This is a genomic window from Sphingobium limneticum, from assembly GCF_008710165.1.
GTDB lineage: Bacteria > Pseudomonadota > Alphaproteobacteria > Sphingomonadales > Sphingomonadaceae > Sphingobium > Sphingobium limneticum.
The window spans coordinates 1-14,542 of sequence record NZ_VYQA01000017.1 but is presented as its reverse complement, the minus strand read 5'-3'; the positions used below and the strand labels follow the sequence as shown (position 1 = coordinate 14,542).

Genomic DNA, 14,542 nt, shown 5'->3' with positions numbered 1-14,542 from the left:
AGCCTTTTTTAGCCCTCTCCCGTCTTCACGGGAGAGGGTTAGGTGAGGATCTTTCTTCTTGCTGGAAGGTAGTGCTTGTCCAGTAACAAGAAAGTCCCTCACCGACATCGACTAGGCAGCCAGCTGCCAAGTCTCCGTAGCCTCTCCCGTGAAAAACGGGAGAGGGAGATAACGCGTCCGCCTTTAACCCCTTCCCGGCCCGTTACCCCGCCTCCGCCAGCACCAGCGCGAACAGCCCTTCATCGTCCATCCACTCCGTCGCCGGTTCCCATCCGCCCGCGCGCAGCAGCAGTCGTTCGTCGCGCGCGCCATATTTATGGCTGCTCTCGGTATGGATCGTCTCGCCGGCGTCCATATGGAAACATTGGCCCGCGACATGAAAATGGAGCGGCCGTCGCGCTTCCAGATGCATTTCGATCCGTGCCTTCTCATCATTCCAGATCGCGCGATGGGCGAACTCCTCCACCGGCAGGTCGCCCTCCAGCTCCCGATTGATCCGCTCAATGAGGTTGAGGTTGAAGGCGGCCGTCACGCCCTGCGCATCGTCATAGGCCGCGACCAACCGATCGCGATCCTTGATCCGGTCCATCCCGATCAGCAGCTTGGCATCATCGCCCAGCAGGCGACGCATCGCGCGCAGCAGATCGACCGCCGCATCCGGTTCCATATTGCCGATTGTGGAGCCGGGGAAGAAGCCAAGGCGCGGCATCCCCTCAATGGCCGAGGGCAGGTCCAGCGGCCGATTGAAATCGCCCACCACCGGCAGCACCGGCAGATCGGGAAAGGCCTGCGCCAACGCGGCACTGCTCGCGTGCAGAAAATCGCCGCTTATGTCGATCGGCACATAGGCGGTCGGGGCTATGGCGCGCAGCAGATGGGGTGTCTTGCGCGAACTGCCCGCGCCAAACTCCACCACCGCCCGGCCCGTGCCGATCGCGGCGGCGAAATCCGCACCATGCCGCGCCAGCAGCGCGGTTTCGGTACGGGTGGGATAATATTCGGGCAGGTCGGTGATCGCCTCGAACAATTCGGACCCGCGCCGGTCGTAAAACCAGATGGGCGGCGTCGCCTTGGGACTGCGCGACAGGCCGTGCATGATGTCGTGGCGAAATTCAGGGTCGATGGCAGAGGCGAAGGTCGGCGCCTGATCGGTCAGCAGCATGTCAAAGATCCTTGGCCAGTCGCAGTCCGGTGAACTGCCAGCGTTGGTGGGGATAGAAGAAATTGCGGTAGCTCGCCCGTGCATGGCCGCGCGGGGTGGCGCAGCTGCTGCCTTTCAGCACGAACTGGCCGGACATGAACTTGCCATTATATTCGCCCACCGCGCCGGGGGCCGCGCGAAAACCGGGATGGGGGCGATAGGCGCTGCCGGTCCATTCCCACACATCGCCGAACATCTGCGTCAGGCTGGTGCCCGCATCGGCCGGGCGGGGACGGGGGCAGGCCGGGCCGTCGAGCTGATTGCCGCTGACGGCGGCGACATTTTGCGCCGCGCTTTCCCACTCCGCCTCGGTCGGCAGGCGCGCGCCGGCCCAGCTGGCATAAGCATCGGCCTCATACAGGCTGATATGGGTGACGGGCGCGGCCGGATTGACCGGCTGCCGCCCGTCCAGGCCGAAGCGGGTCCAGCCCATCTCACCCTGCTTCCAATAAAGCGGCGCGTCGATGCCCTCCGCCTGTGCCCAGGCCCAGCCATCCGACAGCCAATGCGCCGCCGTGCGGTACCCGCCATCCTCGATGAAGGCGATCCATTCGCCGTTGGTGATGGGTCGATGCGCCAGCGCGTGAGGATGCAGCACGACCTTGTGCCGTGGCCCTTCGCAATCGAAGGTGAAGGCGCTGCGCCCATCCTCGCCGATTTCCACCAGCCCTTCGCGCCCCTCGATCCAGTGGAGCGGGCCGGGCAGGGCGACCGGCGCGGCGCTGGGCGCTTCGAACAAAGCCGGCTCCAGCGGGTTGAGCGAAAAGAGGTGGAGCAGGTCGGTCAGCAACAATTCCTGATGCTGCTGCTCATGCTGCAAACCCAGCGTCACCAACGCGCGTGCCGCCTGCGGCAACATGCCCAGCGCGTCGGTCAGCGCGGCGTCGACATGGGCGCGATAGGCATAAATCTCGGTCAGGGAAGGGCGGGTCAGCATGCCCCGCAGCGACCGGGCATGGCGCGCGCCCTCTGCCTCATAATAGCTGTTGAACAGGAAGGCGTAGCGCGGGTCGAACGGCCGATAGCCGGTCACATGGTCGCGCAGCACGAATGTCTCGAAAAACCAGCTGCTATGCGCCAGATGCCATTTGGCAGGAGAGGCGTCGGCCATGGACTGGACCGTGGCATCGGCATCGGACAGTGGGGCGGTAAGCGCCTGCGTCAGCGCGCGCACCGCGCGATACCGCTCCTCCAGATCGTCCTGATGGGCCTCTGTCCAGCTTCTCGCCATGCCTGCCCTTTCCGATACGGTTGGCCGTTCTCGGAAAGACAAGCGCATGAGGGCGGCACGCGGTTCCGACCGCTGCCCTAAAGGTCACACTTCTTGCAGGATCGGCACGGCGCGGCAAACCCGGTCGCGGCCGGATTGCTTGGCTTCGTACAGCGCATCGTCGGCGCGGCGCAGCGCTTCGTCCAGATCGCCGCCGGTCCAGCGGCATATGCCGGCGGAAAAGCTGATCGGCCGGTCGTTGACTTCGCCGATCGGTTCGCTGCGCATCCGGCTGGCGATGCGGGCCAGCGACCAGCTCGCCTCATCCTCGATACAATCCTGGAAGAAGATGGCGAATTCCTCGCCGCCCCAGCGCGATACCATGTCGACGCGGCGGACCAGCGCGGACAGGCGAGTGGCGAAACTGGCCAATACCCGGTCGCCCTCCTCATGTCCCAGCAGGTCGTTGACCCGCTTGAAATAGTCGATGTCGATGATCGCGACGCAGCCCCTGCGCCGGTCTTCGGGCAGGGCCTCCATATGGCTAAGGAAACCGCGCCGGTTGGCGATGCCGGTCAGCGGGTCTTCATGCGCGGCCTGATGCAGATGGTCCATCTGGTCGCGCGTGGCGCTCGCGACCCGCTGCACCCCGGCATAGAGGGTGTGGATGACGTCGCCGACCTCCGGCAGGGCCGGGGCGTCGCCTTCGCCCCGGTGGAGCGTATCGGCCAGCGCATGAATGGGGTTGAGCAGCGCGCCGATGCCCAGCAGGGCGATGCCGGTGCCGATCACCGTGGCCATGGTCAGCAGGACGAATTCGGCCAGAGCGATGCGGCCACTGGCAAAGCCCCAGCCCAGATAGGCCAGCAGCGGCAAATGGGTGGCCAGGAAGCAAAGCGTAAACAGGCGCAGCCGAAGCGAACGCGGAAAAATGAAGGAAGTGGCCAGATAAAAGTGCATGGCGATCCCCGTCTATTATCAACGGTTGCCCATTCTCCGGCTGCCCCTAAACGTCTTCTGAAGAAACAGGGTTAATTGTCTGACATAGGGCAGGCCGTGCCCGCCGAGAGTCAGTCCGTGTTTCCCGAAGATTGCCGGCCCGTCATCGCGACGCGCCGGGCACCCATTTCACATCGGCTGCGCCATTGTCGTTCAGGCGGCGGGCCATCACGAACAGCAGGTCGGACAGGCGATTGAGATAGGCGAGCGCCTGATCGTTCAGCGCCATTTCGGCCGCGGCGGCGGTCGCGCTGCGCTCGGCCCGGCGGGTGATGGCACGGGCGAGGTGGACGGCTGCGGCGGCCGCCGATCCGCCGGGCAGGACGAAGCTGTCGAGCGGCGCAAGGTCCGCGTTCATCGCGTCGATCTCTTGTTCCAGCCGCGTCACCTGGCTCGCCACGATGCGCAGCGCCCAGGGTTCGTCCGGTCCGTCTGGGATGGGCGTCGCCAGATCGGCGCCCAGGTCGAACAGGTCGTTCTGAATGACCGTCAGCCAGTCCGCTTCCTCGCCCGCGCCCATGGCGACGATGGCCAGGCCGATCGCGCTGTTCGCTTCATCCACATCGCCCACCGCCTGCATGCGCGGCGCATATTTGGGCAGGCGCGATCCGTCGACCAGGCCGGTCGTCCCCTTGTCGCCGGTGCGGGTGTAGATCTTGTTCAGCTTGACCATGGGAGCGCGGCTCGTTTTTCAGAGTGTTTTGGTGTCGCGTTTTGTGAACCGTCGACCGTTCCAGCCGACTTTACAACGCTTAATGCCCCTTGGACAGCAACAGGATGGCGACGATGATGATCGCGGCCGCCTGAAACAGGATGCGGTTCAGCATCATCTTGTTCTGCTTCAGGCTGGACGGGCGCACCGTGCCTTCGGGCAGGTTCAGCTCTTCCTTGGTCGTCTGAAGAAAGGCGATGATGCCCCGGATCAGCGCGAACAGCGTCGCGGCCATGGCAAGGATCAGGGCGATGACGAGGATGGTGTTCATGGGGGCAGATGCTAGGCGCTTGCGAGGCTGATGCCAATGGGAAAGCGCCCCGCGCGCAGGTCCGCCGCCAATGCCGCCGGGTCCATGCCATCGCGCCGCAGATCGGCCAGCGCGATCGCGCCGTCCCGCTTGGCCAGCCGCTTGCCGTCCGCGCCCAGCAACAGCGGATGGTGGATATAGGTGGGGCTTGGCAGGTCGAGCAGCGCCTGGATCAGCCGGTGGACATGAGTCGCGCCATAGAGATCGTCGCCGCGCAACACATGGGTCACGCCCATGGCGGCATCGTCAAGCGTGCAGGACAGATGATAGCTGGCCGGCGCATCCTTGCGCGCCAGCACGACGTCGCCATGGGGGAGGGCGGCGGCGGCGATTTGCACCGTACGCCCTTCGACAGGCTCAGCTTGAACGGGAAAGGGAAGGGCCGTCCACTCCAGAGCGCCCGCCCGCGCCCCCGCCCGGCCCATGTCGATCCGCCAGGCATGCGCCTCGCCCGCCGCGATGCGCCGGGTCCGTTCGGCCTCGCTCAACCCCCGGCACGTCCCCGGATAGACCGGCCCCTCCGGTCCATGCGGCGCGGTCAAGCTCGCCTGTATGTCCGCCCGCGTGCAAAAACAGGGGTAAAGCAATCCCTCTGCCCGCAACCGGGCCAGCGCCGCATCATATTGGTCCAGCCGCCGCGACTGGAACACGACTTCGCCATCCCAATCCACGCCCAGCCATGTCAGGTCGGCCATGATCCCCGCGACATGCTCGGGCCGACTCCGCGTGCCGTCTATATCCTCGATCCGCAGGCGAAAGGCGCCGCCCGACGTGCGCGCCAGGTCCATCGCCATCAGCGCGGACCAGCCATGGCCGACATGGAGCAATCCCGTGGGGCTGGGGGCGAAGCGGGTCACCATATGCAGTGGTGCGGTAAGATGAGTCATACAGGCTCTTGACGGGGGATATTCGTTAATGCTGTCATGCCCTTGTCACCTTGCTGGACGATCAGCGGCGGGGACCAGGGGGAAGAAGGTTTTTATGTACCATCCCGACCTCATACGGCATCCGGAAAATTGTCCGGCGCTTGTTCTCAATGCGGATTTCACGCCGCTTAGCTACTATCCGCTCAGCCTCTGGCCATGGCAGACGGCGATCAAGGCGGTGTTTCTGGACCGGGTGGACATCATCGCCAGCTATGAGCGGCAGGTGCACAGTCCCAGCATGGAAATGAAGATCCCGTCGGTCATCGCGCTCAAACAATATGTGCGCCCGTCCGAACATCCCGCCTTCACCCGCTTCAACCTCTTCCTGCGCGACAAGTTCGCCTGCCAATATTGCGGCACCAGCGCGGACCTGACCTTCGACCATGTCGTGCCGCGCCGAGCGGGCGGGCGCACCACCTGGGAAAATGTCGCCACCGCCTGTTCGCCCTGCAACCTCAGAAAGGGCGGGCGCACCCCCCGGCAGGCCGGCATGACCCTGCATGTGCAACCGATCCGCCCGACCAGCTGGCAATTGCAGGAACATGGCCGCGCCTTCCCGCCCGGCTATCTGCACGAAAGCTGGCACGACTGGCTCTATTGGGATGTCGAACTGCTGGCCTGATGCACCGCGCCGGGCGGCTCAGCTGACCGGCAGCCAGTCCAGATCCATGTCCTTGTGCCGGTTGGTATAATGGCCGATCTCTTCCAACCGGGCCATGTCGTTGAGGATGATGCGCCCGTTTGTGCGGCTGATCAGCCCTTCCTGTTCCATCTGGCGGATCATGCGGTTTACATGCACCGACGTCAGGCCGATCGAATCGCCGATTTCCTCCTGCGTCAGCTTCAGGTCGAAACTGTCAGTGATGCTGTCGTCGGTCACGCGCAGCCGGTCGAACATGTCGAGCAGGAAGGACGCGACGCGCGCCTTGGCCGACGTACGGCCCAGCGACGCCAGCCGGTCGGTCATCGCCACCCGCTCCGCATTGGACAGCAGGAACAGCAACGCCGCGACGCGCGGATAATCTTCCAGCAGTCGGCGCACCGCATGCTTGTCGAACGGACAGACGATCGCATCGGACAAGGCGACCAGCGATTCGGGCGCCTTGCTATAGATGGTGCTGGCCGATCCGATGAAATCACCGGGGAAATAGACGCGCAGGATCTGGCGGCTGCCGTCGGGCAGGATCACGAAACTCATCACGCGGCCTTCGCGCAGGACGAACAATTCCGTCACCGTCTCGTTCACGCGCTGGATCATCGCGCCGCGCTTCACCTTGCGGGGATTTTCCTCGAGCCGGGCCAATGCCTTTTTTTCCGCGTCGGACAGCGGCACCTGTTTTGCCAGTCTCGCTGCGAAACAACTCGTTGCCACCAAAAACACCTTTTTCCTGTTGTCGTTACGATGGCAAAACGCCCCTTTCGCCTTTTGGCTGCATTTTCAGAACGCGCACTAAACTCGATCAAGGTCCGGCTTTGCTTTGCAATAATGTTTCACATTGCCGTCAACCGCCCGCCCGATGCCGTCAAATGACGCCGCAGCCGCCTTGCGCGGGCCGCATTAGACGTTATTAACCCTGCCCAATGGACCGCATTCACATTCGCGGCGGCAACACGCTCAATGGCCGCCTTCCCATCTCCGGCGCGAAGAACGCCGCCCTGACGCTGCTGCCCTGCGCGTTGCTGACGGACGAGCCTGTGACGCTGCGCAATCTGCCGCGTCTGGCCGACGTAGACAGCTTCGGCCATCTGCTGAACCAGTTGGGCGTATCGACCATGATCGAAGGCGCTCGGCCGGAGGATTTCGGCCGCGTCCTGACGATGCGCGCCGGTCGCGTCACCTCGACCGAGGCGCCCTATGACATCGTGCGGAAAATGCGCGCATCCATCCTGGTGCTGGGTCCGCTGCTAGCCCGCGTCGGCGAAGCGCGCGTGTCGCTGCCGGGCGGCTGCGCCATCGGCAACCGCCCGATCGACTTGCATTTGAAGGCGCTTGAGGCCTTCGGCGCCACGCTCGAAACGACGGCCGGCTATGTCCGTGCCAGCGTGCCGGACGGCGGCCTGCCCGGCGGCATCTACACCTTCCCGGTCGTGTCGGTCGGCGCCACCGAAAATGCGGTCATGGCTGCCTCGCTCGCCAAGGGCACCTGCATCCTGGAAAATGCGGCGCGCGAACCGGAAATCGTCGACCTGTGCAATCTGCTCGTCGCCATGGGCGCGGACATTGAAGGCATCGGCACCGACAAGCTGATCATCCATGGGCGTGAGCGTCTGCACGGCGCAACCTACAGCGTCATGCCAGACCGGATCGAAGCGGGCAGCTATGCCTGCGCCGCCGCCATCACTGGCGGGTCGGTCGATCTGATCGGCGCCAATGCCGACGACATGCACGCTATCCTCGCCGCCCTGCGCGACGCAGGGGTTCAGGTCGATCCGCACAAGGACGGCATCCGCATTTCGTCGGACGGCAAGCTCAAGCCCCTGACCCTGTCGACCGCGCCGTTCCCGGCCTTCCCGACCGACATGCAGGCGCAGTTCATGGCGATGCTGACCAAGGCGGACGGCGCATCGGTGCTGACCGAAACCATCTTCGAAAATCGCTACATGCATGTGCCCGAACTGGCGCGCATGGGCGCGGACATCGCCGTCAACGGCCGGACCGCCGTGGTGCGCGGCGTGGACAAGCTGGTCGGCGCGCCGGTGATGGCGACCGATCTGCGTGCCTCCATGAGCCTCATCCTCGCTGGCCTCGCCGCCGAAGGGGAAACGCAGGTCCAGCGCGTCTATCATCTCGATCGCGGCTATGAACGGCTGGAGGAGAAACTCTCCGCCGTCGGCGCCGATATCGAACGCGTCAGTGATGGCTGAAGCCCATAATGGCTGATGGGCGCGGCTTGGCGACGGATCGCGCGGCACTGCTGGCGCTTTACGATCTGGATGCCGGCGGCTTCCGCACTCTGGACGAGATAACCGGCTTTGCGTCGGCGCTGTGCGACGCGCCGATCGCGCTGGTCAGCATCGTAGAGGATGTGCGCCAGCGCTTCCTGGCGCGCGTCGGACTGGATGCGGAAGAAACGCCGCGCGACGTATCCTTTTGCGCGCTGGCGATGCTGGGCGACGATATCTTCACCGTGGCCGATGCGACCGGCGATCCCCGTTTCGCCGACAACGCCCTCGTCACCGGTCCGCCGCATATCCGCTTCTATGCAGGTGCGCCGCTCGTCGGCGCCGATGGTGAGCCGCTGGGTGCGCTGTGCGTCATCGACACGGTGCCGCGGGACGGGCTGACCCCATTGCAGCGGCAGGGGCTGACGCTGCTCGCCCGGCAGGTGATGGTGGAACTGGAGGGGCGCCGCCGCGACCGCGACATGATCGTGCGCCAGCGGATGGACGCGGCCGCCGTCGCCGAAAGCGATCGGATGTTCCGCTCGCTCGCCGACACCATGCCGCAAATGGTCTGGTCGACGCTGCCGGACGGCTATCATGATTATTATAATGCCCGCTGGTACGACTATACCGGCGTCCCGCCCGGAACGACCGACGGCGCCGGCTGGAGCGGCATGTTCCATCCCGACGATCAGGACCGGGCCTGGGGACGCTGGCGCAACAGCCTGGCGACCGGCGAGCCTTATGAAATCGAATATCGGCTGCGCCATCATGGCGGCGATTATCGCTGGACGCTGGGCCGCGCCCTGCCGATCCGCGATGCCGATGGCGTCATCATCCGCTGGATCGGCACCTGCACCGACATTCACGAACAGAAGATGATGATCGACGAGCGGGAGATGATCGCGCACGAACTGTCGCATCGGATCAAGAATATCTTCTCCGTGATTGCCGGCCTCATCGGTCTGTCGGCGCGCCAGCATCCGGCGATCGCCGACGTCGCGGACGACCTGCGCGACCGCATCCTGGCGCTCGGCCGCGCCCATGATTTCGTCCGCCCGCACAGCGTCGAATCTGCGCCGCAGATCGGCGATGGGGAAGGGCTGCTCCAGGGCGTGCTGGATCAGATTTTCGCGCCCTATCGCAGCGAAAGCGTGGCGCGCATCATCCTGTCGGGTGACAATGTCCCGATCGACGACCGGTCGGCGACGCCGCTGGCGCTGCTGTTCCATGAACTGGCGACCAATGCCGCCAAATATGGCGCGCTCTCCGTCGCGCAGGGCGTGGTGCGCCTGCATGTGGCGATGGACGGCGATGACGTCCGCATCGATTGGCAGGAAGAGGGCGGCCCGCCGGTCGTGCCCGGCGGCGCGGCGGGCTTTGGCACCCGGCTGATGACGCTCAGCATCGAACGGCAATTGGGCGGGCGGATGGAGCGGAACTGGGCGGCCGACGGATTGCGGCTCAGCCTCTGGATTCCATCCCGGTCCATGAGCCGCGCGGCCGGAAAAGCGTAAAGCCGGCAATCTCTGCGTCGGTCAGGTCGGGCTGCTCGGACGCCGCAAGTTGCAAGGTGGCGGTGATGCTCTGCGCACGGAACGGCTTGGTGATGACGCCCAGCGCCGCGACCGAGGCTTCGCCGATCTGCGCCGGATTGGCGGTGACGTAGATGACGCGGATGCCGTGCCGTGCGGCCAGTTCCATGCCGATCTGCGGCCCGGTGGGGCCGTCGCGCAGGTTCAGGTCGACCAGCGCGATGTCGCAATCGTCCGCGCTTGCCAGCGCGCTCTCGCGATCGGCGGCGATTGCCCCGACCGCGAATCCGGCATCCTCGACGATCTGCTCGATTTCCAGTGCGACGAAAATCTCGTCTTCGACGATCAATACCTTCTTGCGCATTCCACGACCCGTTAAATCTGGATCAAGTAAATACCGACAAGGCCGTTCGGTTCCCTGTCGAGCGCTAAAATGACTCTAGGGCGCGCTGGGCTCATCCTCGACGACGCTGGTCCACAGCGTCTCGAACTGTGTTCCCTGCATCAGCAGCACGGACGCGGGATAGCCCGCCTCGCTCGCCTTTTGCGCCGTACCGGTGGCGCTTTCCACCGCCAGTGCCTGGGTAGGGAAGGGGCCGTAATATTTATTGTCCAGATTGATCTTCCAGACGCCTTCATGGCTCAGAACGATATAGCGGGCGTGGGGCAGGGGCATGTTTCAGAGTACCTCGGTGTTATAATGGTGCCAGGCCATGATCGCGGCGGCGCCACGATGCGGGCGCCAGGCTTCGGCGACGTCACGGGTCAGTTTTTCGCTCGGCCGTGTGGCCATGCCCAATATCCGACCGATCTCGATCTGCACGGCCAGATCGCCGGCCGGCCAGATATCGGGCCGCCCTTCGGCGAACAGCAAATAGATTTCCGCCGACCAGCGGCCGATGCCCTTGATCTGGACAAGCTGCGCGATCGCCTCCTCGTCATCGGCAGGCAAGGCGTGGAGGTCGAGTGCGCCCGACACGACCAGTTCGGCCAGGCTGCGGGCATAGCCCTGTTTCTGCCGCGACAGCCCGCAAGCGCGCAAAGCATCGAAATCCCGCGCCAGCAACGCTTGCGGCGTACAGCCTTCGCCCAGTTCCGTCTCCAGCTTGCGCCACACGGCGGCGGCGGACGCGACGCTGACCTGCTGGCCCACGATCGTGCGCAACAGCGTCTCATAGCCCGGCTCCCGCACGCGTGGCGCGGGATAGCCGACCCGTGCGATGGCGGCGACGAAGCCCGGCTCCAGCGCGGCGATCGCATCCAGGCTGTCGCGCAACTGATCTACATTGTTCACCATGTTGCGATAGCTCGACCCTTGATTTCCCGGTCCCTGTCGGTCAGAGCGGAGAAAATTCTAGGGGATAGGGTAGATGCCGAAACTGATCGTGGTCAACCGTTCGGGTGAAGAACAAGCTGTCGATGGCGACAATGGCCTGTCGGTGATGGAAGTCATCCGCGACAATGGCTTTGACGAATTGCTGGCGCTGTGCGGCGGATGCTGCTCCTGCGCGACCTGTCATATCTATGTCGACCCGGCCTTTGCCGACGCGATTCCGGCGATGAGCGAGGACGAGAACGACCTGCTCGACAGCAGCGACCATCGCAACGACAGCAGCCGCCTGTCCTGTCAGGTGGTGCTGAACGACGCACTGGACGGCTTGCGCGTCACCATCGCACCGGAAGACTGATCCCGTTCGGGTGAGGTCGGGTTACTGCCTCACCCGCAACGTCGCGGCCGGCGCATCGCTGGTCAGCGGCGTGATCGTCCAGACGATTCGCTTGCCCTGCGGCGTGCTTTGCGCGCCGTCTTCCTGATTCTGGCTGACGATCTCCGCATCCGTCGTCAGCGTGAAGCTGCCGTTCAGCGCCTTGGCCGCCTCATCCCCCGCGCCGCCCATACCGGCCGGCCCCTGGCTCTTGTCGAATCCGTTGGCAAAGCCCGGCGCCTTCACGCGCACCCGGTCATCCCCGCGCATTTCCACCGCGACGAAGGGCAGGACGATCTGCGCGTCGATGTTGAACGGAAACAGGAAGGCGTGGTCCAGCCTGCCCGTGATCGCATAGTCGATCTCGAACTTGTGGTTGCCCATGTAGCGGGCCGACCGAAATCCCTTCTCCTTGGCCAGCGCCGACGCGATCGCCTGCATCTGCGCGTCGTCGCCCTTGGCGTCATCGACCGCGTCGCTGAAATCCTCTTCCTGCGCCGCAATCTGCATCAGCGTCGGGCTGTTCTCCGCCTCGCCCTCGGGCGCGTCGTCACCGGATGAGGCGGCAGCGCCCGTCAGCGCCTCCTTGCCCATGTCCGACGCCAATATCTCGCCCTTATAGGCGAAGCTGAAACTGCGGTCGGCGCGGATATCCAGGCTCGATTCGAACCGGCCCGGCGTCACCAGACAGGCGGAGAGCGCCAGCAGCCCCGCCAGCGCGCCCAAAGTGCGATACAGACGGTCCATAGCCACTCTCCCCCCGTTCAAGCCCCGTCAGCCCACCGTGGCGGCGTACAGCGCGATCGCCGCCGCGTTGGAGACGTTCAGGCTCTCCATGCGCGGGCTGATCGGCAGCTTGGCGATGATGTCGCAATGGGCGATCGTATTGTGGCGCAGCCCTTCGCCCTCGGCCCCCAGCACCAGGGCGACGCGCGATTCGCCGATCGCCTCGCCGATCGTCGTCTCGGCCTCGCCATCCAGCCCGATGCGCCAGTAGCCGGCCTCGGCAATCTCCTCCAGCGCGCGGGCCAGGTTCACCACCCGCACCCAGGGCACATTTTCCAGCGCGCCCGACGCCGCACGCGCCAGCACCCCCGATTCGGGCGGCGCATGCCGGTCCTGCGTCACGATGCACAGCGCGTCGAACGCCGCGGCGGAGCGCAGGATCGCGCCCACATTATGCGGGTCCGTCACCTGATCCAGCACCAGGATCGGCCGCTTGTCGTCCCGCCCCTGTTCCAGAACATCGCCCAGCCACACATCGTCCAGCGGCTCGACTTCGGCGACGATGCCCTGATGCGGCGCGTCGGACGGGACCATGCGGCCCATGTCGGATACGTCGGAATAGACGATCGGCAGCACCGGCGGCAGGTCGAGGGCGCCGAGCGCCTCGCGCGTCCCCCATATCTTGCGCACGATGCGGTCAGGGTTGGCGAGGGCCGCGATAACGGCGTGACGACCATAGAAGCGCGGAAAGGCGCTCTTGGGCTTGGTGGAGCGATTGGGCTTTTTCATGATTTCGCTCTTTTCACATCAGGCCATTGACAGGCAAGTCTCCATTCGCCATTAGGCCGCCTCCAACGCAGCGGGAACGCAATTTTCCGCAGCGTAGGGCACTGGACAGGTGGCCGAGTGGTTAAAGGCAGCAGACTGTAAATCTGCCCGGGTTTCCCGTACGCTGGTTCGAATCCAGCCCTGTCCACCACTGCATCGGGCCGATGCAGTCACCCCCTTTTCGAAGGGGCGGAGGTAGGCCAGTGTGGACACATAGCTCAGTTGGTAGAGCAGCTGACTCTTAATCAGCGGGTCCTTGGTTCGAGCCCAAGTGTGTCCACCACCCTCCTTCCTAAAAAACGGTCCTTCGGCGCGCCGCCTCTTTCGGGTTTCCGGCCACCGCGCCGCCTTTCCGAGCCCGCCCTGTATGAAAGGGAAGCGCCCCATGGCGTGGCTCATCCTCGGCATTGCCGTATTCACCGAAATCTGCTGGGCGCTTAGCCTGAAATGGGCCGCCACCATCGGCAGCTGGCAAGCCTCCGCCGTGCCGATTGCTTTGAGCTTCCTCAACATGGGCCTGCTCGCGCTGGCGATGAAAGGCATCCCCGCCGGCACCGCCTATGCGGTCTGGACCGGCCTTGGGGCCGTGGGCGTCATCATCGGCGGCATGATCTTCTTCGGCGACCGGGTGAACATGGTCCAGGTGGGCTTCATGGCGATGATCGTGGTGGGGGTCGTGGGGACGAAGGTGTTTGGGAACGGGTGAGGGGGGGACTGGTTTGCGCCTAAATCAATCCGTAGGCGGAGATTCGGTTTGCGCCCAGTAACGGACATTCAGATGGATGTATCAAACTGAGCCGGTCGTTTTAACGTGGCATCCCCTTGAGGTCCGGCATCATGCCCATAGAAGTTCTGCGTAGTCGTCCATCGGCCCGATGTTCAGGAAAACAGGCTCCATCTTTGTCGCGGGTCGCCGTCGAGGTTTGAATGCGATCCGCACTTCCCGCTGGTATGAATAGCCAAATGGCTTTGCCATTTCGGGCACGCGGAAACTGGTGTAGTCTAAGTATGGATCATAATATGTGACCGGCCCTTCTAACGCCTCCCAATCAGGGTGGGCAGCGAGGAATGTTGAGATAACTCGTTGAGTAAACCGTACAGGATCGTGAATCACTAGCGCGGCATCCGCTCCGAAGTCCGTGGGCATCCTGTAATAGATGTGGTCACATAGGCTGTAGAGATAGTAGTCGTTAAACACTACCGGTAGGACGATATCGTCCTCCTTGTATTCAATCCTGTGGCCCTGAATATTGGTATAGGTCTTGCCGTCCAATCGTTCCCGCCAGGTCGGGATGCAAAAGATCCGACTGACTTCATCATCCTGAATTGCAGCGTTGTGACTGGTATCACTGTAATAGCTAGGGTCAGGACTCATAGCCAGAACAGGACGGTAGCAGCGAGCGCGACAGCGGAGAGGAAAACGTTGGGGCACCTGTCGTAGCGTGTTGCAACGCGCCTCCAGTCCTTGAGGCGGCCAAACATGATCTCGATCCGGTTGCGGCTTTT

General features: G+C 64.2%; 19 protein-coding genes and 2 tRNA genes. 7 read left to right on the top strand and 14 right to left on the bottom strand.

Translation table 11 applies throughout. The annotated features are described in order from the left end of the window. Positions 1-202 precede the first annotated feature (202 nt). The 6 genes from egtD to gluQRS form a co-directional block, all read right to left on the bottom strand. Entirely contained in the window at positions 203-1,162 is a 960-nt protein-coding gene (egtD, locus tag F4U95_RS18890; protein ID WP_150426669.1) for an L-histidine N(alpha)-methyltransferase, read from the bottom strand. Position 1,163: 1 nt separating this feature from the next. After that, on the bottom strand, positions 1,164-2,432 hold the full coding sequence (egtB, locus tag F4U95_RS18885; RefSeq protein ID WP_150426668.1) for an ergothioneine biosynthesis protein EgtB: 1,269 nt from the start codon (positions 2,430-2,432) through the stop codon (positions 1,164-1,166). Positions 2,433-2,516: 84 nt separating this feature from the next. Continuing rightward, positions 2,517-3,371: a GGDEF domain-containing protein gene (locus tag F4U95_RS18880; protein ID WP_120250908.1), complete on the bottom strand. Its 855-nt coding sequence runs from the start codon at positions 3,369-3,371 to the stop codon at positions 2,517-2,519. 142 nt (positions 3,372-3,513) lie between these two features. Further along, on the bottom strand, positions 3,514-4,083 hold the full coding sequence (locus tag F4U95_RS18875) for a cob(I)yrinic acid a,c-diamide adenosyltransferase (RefSeq protein WP_120250907.1): 570 nt from the start codon (positions 4,081-4,083) through the stop codon (positions 3,514-3,516). Between the two features lie 79 nt (positions 4,084-4,162). After that, complete coding sequence (locus F4U95_RS18870; RefSeq protein WP_120250906.1) at positions 4,163-4,393, bottom strand: twin transmembrane helix small protein; 231 nt, start codon at positions 4,391-4,393, stop codon at positions 4,163-4,165. Positions 4,394-4,404: 11 nt separating this feature from the next. Beyond that, complete coding sequence (gene gluQRS / locus F4U95_RS18865; protein WP_150426667.1) at positions 4,405-5,319, bottom strand: tRNA glutamyl-Q(34) synthetase GluQRS; 915 nt, start codon at positions 5,317-5,319, stop codon at positions 4,405-4,407. A gap of 94 nt (positions 5,320-5,413) precedes the next feature. On the opposite strand from gluQRS, the gene F4U95_RS18860 reads away from it, so the two are divergent. Beyond that, positions 5,414-5,980, top strand: a complete 567-nt coding sequence (locus F4U95_RS18860; RefSeq protein ID WP_150426666.1) for an HNH endonuclease — start codon at positions 5,414-5,416, stop codon at positions 5,978-5,980. An 18-nt stretch (positions 5,981-5,998) separates the two neighbouring features. Here F4U95_RS18860 and F4U95_RS18855 read toward each other — a convergent pair whose 3' ends face one another. Further along, entirely contained in the window at positions 5,999-6,733 is a 735-nt protein-coding gene (locus F4U95_RS18855; protein ID WP_150426665.1) for a Crp/Fnr family transcriptional regulator, read from the bottom strand. 206 nt (positions 6,734-6,939) lie between these two features. Between F4U95_RS18855 and murA the strand changes: the two genes are divergently transcribed. Both murA and F4U95_RS18845 read left to right on the top strand, forming a co-directional pair. Next, a complete protein-coding gene (murA, locus tag F4U95_RS18850; protein WP_120250903.1) occupies positions 6,940-8,223 on the top strand; it encodes a UDP-N-acetylglucosamine 1-carboxyvinyltransferase in 1,284 nt (427 codons plus the stop codon). Between the two features lie 8 nt (positions 8,224-8,231). Further along, positions 8,232-9,758 (top strand): sensor histidine kinase, encoded by a 1,527-nt coding sequence (locus F4U95_RS18845; RefSeq protein WP_150426664.1) that lies wholly within the window; start codon positions 8,232-8,234, stop codon positions 9,756-9,758. Here the strand turns inward: F4U95_RS18845 and F4U95_RS18840 are convergent. From F4U95_RS18840 to F4U95_RS18830, 3 genes are all read right to left on the bottom strand, one after another. Further along, complete coding sequence (locus tag F4U95_RS18840) at positions 9,706-10,140, bottom strand: response regulator (RefSeq protein WP_150426663.1); 435 nt, start codon at positions 10,138-10,140, stop codon at positions 9,706-9,708. The genes F4U95_RS18845 and F4U95_RS18840 overlap by 53 nt on opposite strands. A 75-nt stretch (positions 10,141-10,215) precedes the next feature. Continuing rightward, positions 10,216-10,452 (bottom strand): DUF2188 domain-containing protein, encoded by a 237-nt coding sequence (locus tag F4U95_RS18835; RefSeq protein WP_120250900.1) that lies wholly within the window; start codon positions 10,450-10,452, stop codon positions 10,216-10,218. A 3-nt stretch (positions 10,453-10,455) separates the two neighbouring features. Beyond that, positions 10,456-11,073, bottom strand: a complete 618-nt coding sequence (locus F4U95_RS18830) for a DNA-3-methyladenine glycosylase family protein (RefSeq protein WP_150426662.1) — start codon at positions 11,071-11,073, stop codon at positions 10,456-10,458. Positions 11,074-11,146: 73 nt separating this feature from the next. Between F4U95_RS18830 and F4U95_RS18825 the strand changes: the two genes are divergently transcribed. After that, positions 11,147-11,464 (top strand): 2Fe-2S iron-sulfur cluster-binding family protein, encoded by a 318-nt coding sequence (locus F4U95_RS18825; RefSeq protein ID WP_150426661.1) that lies wholly within the window; start codon positions 11,147-11,149, stop codon positions 11,462-11,464. Positions 11,465-11,485: 21 nt separating this feature from the next. Here the strand turns inward: F4U95_RS18825 and F4U95_RS18820 are convergent, their stop codons facing one another. Continuing rightward, on the bottom strand, positions 11,486-12,229 hold the full coding sequence (locus F4U95_RS18820) for a hypothetical protein (protein WP_150426660.1): 744 nt from the start codon (positions 12,227-12,229) through the stop codon (positions 11,486-11,488). 27 nt (positions 12,230-12,256) lie between these two features. Continuing rightward, on the bottom strand, positions 12,257-12,997 hold the full coding sequence (rlmB, locus tag F4U95_RS18815; RefSeq protein ID WP_120250896.1) for a 23S rRNA (guanosine(2251)-2'-O)-methyltransferase RlmB: 741 nt from the start codon (positions 12,995-12,997) through the stop codon (positions 12,257-12,259). Between the two features lie 103 nt (positions 12,998-13,100). Between rlmB and F4U95_RS18810 the strand changes: the two genes are divergently transcribed. From F4U95_RS18810 to F4U95_RS18800, 3 genes are all read left to right on the top strand, one after another. Next, positions 13,101-13,187 (top strand) — tRNA-Tyr (locus F4U95_RS18810). A 56-nt stretch (positions 13,188-13,243) separates the two neighbouring features. Continuing rightward, positions 13,244-13,319, top strand: a tRNA-Lys gene (locus F4U95_RS18805). A 102-nt stretch (positions 13,320-13,421) separates the two neighbouring features. Further along, positions 13,422-13,742 (top strand): DMT family transporter, encoded by a 321-nt coding sequence (locus tag F4U95_RS18800; RefSeq protein ID WP_150426659.1) that lies wholly within the window; start codon positions 13,422-13,424, stop codon positions 13,740-13,742. Between the two features lie 129 nt (positions 13,743-13,871). Here F4U95_RS18800 and F4U95_RS18795 read toward each other — a convergent pair whose 3' ends face one another. Further along, positions 13,872-14,309 (bottom strand): hypothetical protein, encoded by a 438-nt coding sequence (locus F4U95_RS18795; protein ID WP_150426658.1) that lies wholly within the window; start codon positions 14,307-14,309, stop codon positions 13,872-13,874. A gap of 98 nt (positions 14,310-14,407) precedes the next feature. Continuing rightward, positions 14,408-14,542 (bottom strand): transposase (locus F4U95_RS18790; RefSeq protein ID WP_150426657.1); only part of this gene is annotated, 135 nt, incomplete at its 5' end.

What these genes read in the sequence shown, in the direction of transcription:
- egtD (WP_150426669.1), bottom strand. Translation starts at nt 1,162, where the DNA reads ATGCTGCTGACCGATCAGGCGCCGACCTTCGCCTCTGCCATCGACCCT.
- egtB (WP_150426668.1), bottom strand. Translation starts at nt 2,432, where the DNA reads ATGGCGAGAAGCTGGACAGAGGCCCATCAGGACGATCTGGAGGAGCGG.
- F4U95_RS18880 (WP_120250908.1), bottom strand. Translation starts at nt 3,371, where the DNA reads ATGCACTTTTATCTGGCCACTTCCTTCATTTTTCCGCGTTCGCTTCGG.
- F4U95_RS18875 (WP_120250907.1), bottom strand. Translation starts at nt 4,083, where the DNA reads ATGGTCAAGCTGAACAAGATCTACACCCGCACCGGCGACAAGGGGACG.
- F4U95_RS18870 (WP_120250906.1), bottom strand. Translation starts at nt 4,393, where the DNA reads ATGAACACCATCCTCGTCATCGCCCTGATCCTTGCCATGGCCGCGACG.
- gluQRS (WP_150426667.1), bottom strand. Translation starts at nt 5,319, where the DNA reads ATGACTCATCTTACCGCACCACTGCATATGGTGACCCGCTTCGCCCCC.
- F4U95_RS18860 (WP_150426666.1), top strand. Translation starts at nt 5,414, where the DNA reads ATGTACCATCCCGACCTCATACGGCATCCGGAAAATTGTCCGGCGCTT.
- murA (WP_120250903.1), top strand. Translation starts at nt 6,940, where the DNA reads ATGGACCGCATTCACATTCGCGGCGGCAACACGCTCAATGGCCGCCTT.
- F4U95_RS18845 (WP_150426664.1), top strand. Translation starts at nt 8,232, where the DNA reads ATGGCTGATGGGCGCGGCTTGGCGACGGATCGCGCGGCACTGCTGGCG.
- F4U95_RS18840 (WP_150426663.1), bottom strand. Translation starts at nt 10,140, where the DNA reads ATGCGCAAGAAGGTATTGATCGTCGAAGACGAGATTTTCGTCGCACTG.
- F4U95_RS18835 (WP_120250900.1), bottom strand. Translation starts at nt 10,452, where the DNA reads ATGCCCCTGCCCCACGCCCGCTATATCGTTCTGAGCCATGAAGGCGTC.
- F4U95_RS18830 (WP_150426662.1), bottom strand. Translation starts at nt 11,073, where the DNA reads ATGGTGAACAATGTAGATCAGTTGCGCGACAGCCTGGATGCGATCGCC.
- F4U95_RS18825 (WP_150426661.1), top strand. Translation starts at nt 11,147, where the DNA reads ATGCCGAAACTGATCGTGGTCAACCGTTCGGGTGAAGAACAAGCTGTC.
- F4U95_RS18820 (WP_150426660.1), bottom strand. Translation starts at nt 12,229, where the DNA reads ATGGACCGTCTGTATCGCACTTTGGGCGCGCTGGCGGGGCTGCTGGCG.
- rlmB (WP_120250896.1), bottom strand. Translation starts at nt 12,997, where the DNA reads ATGAAAAAGCCCAATCGCTCCACCAAGCCCAAGAGCGCCTTTCCGCGC.
- F4U95_RS18800 (WP_150426659.1), top strand. Translation starts at nt 13,422, where the DNA reads ATGGCGTGGCTCATCCTCGGCATTGCCGTATTCACCGAAATCTGCTGG.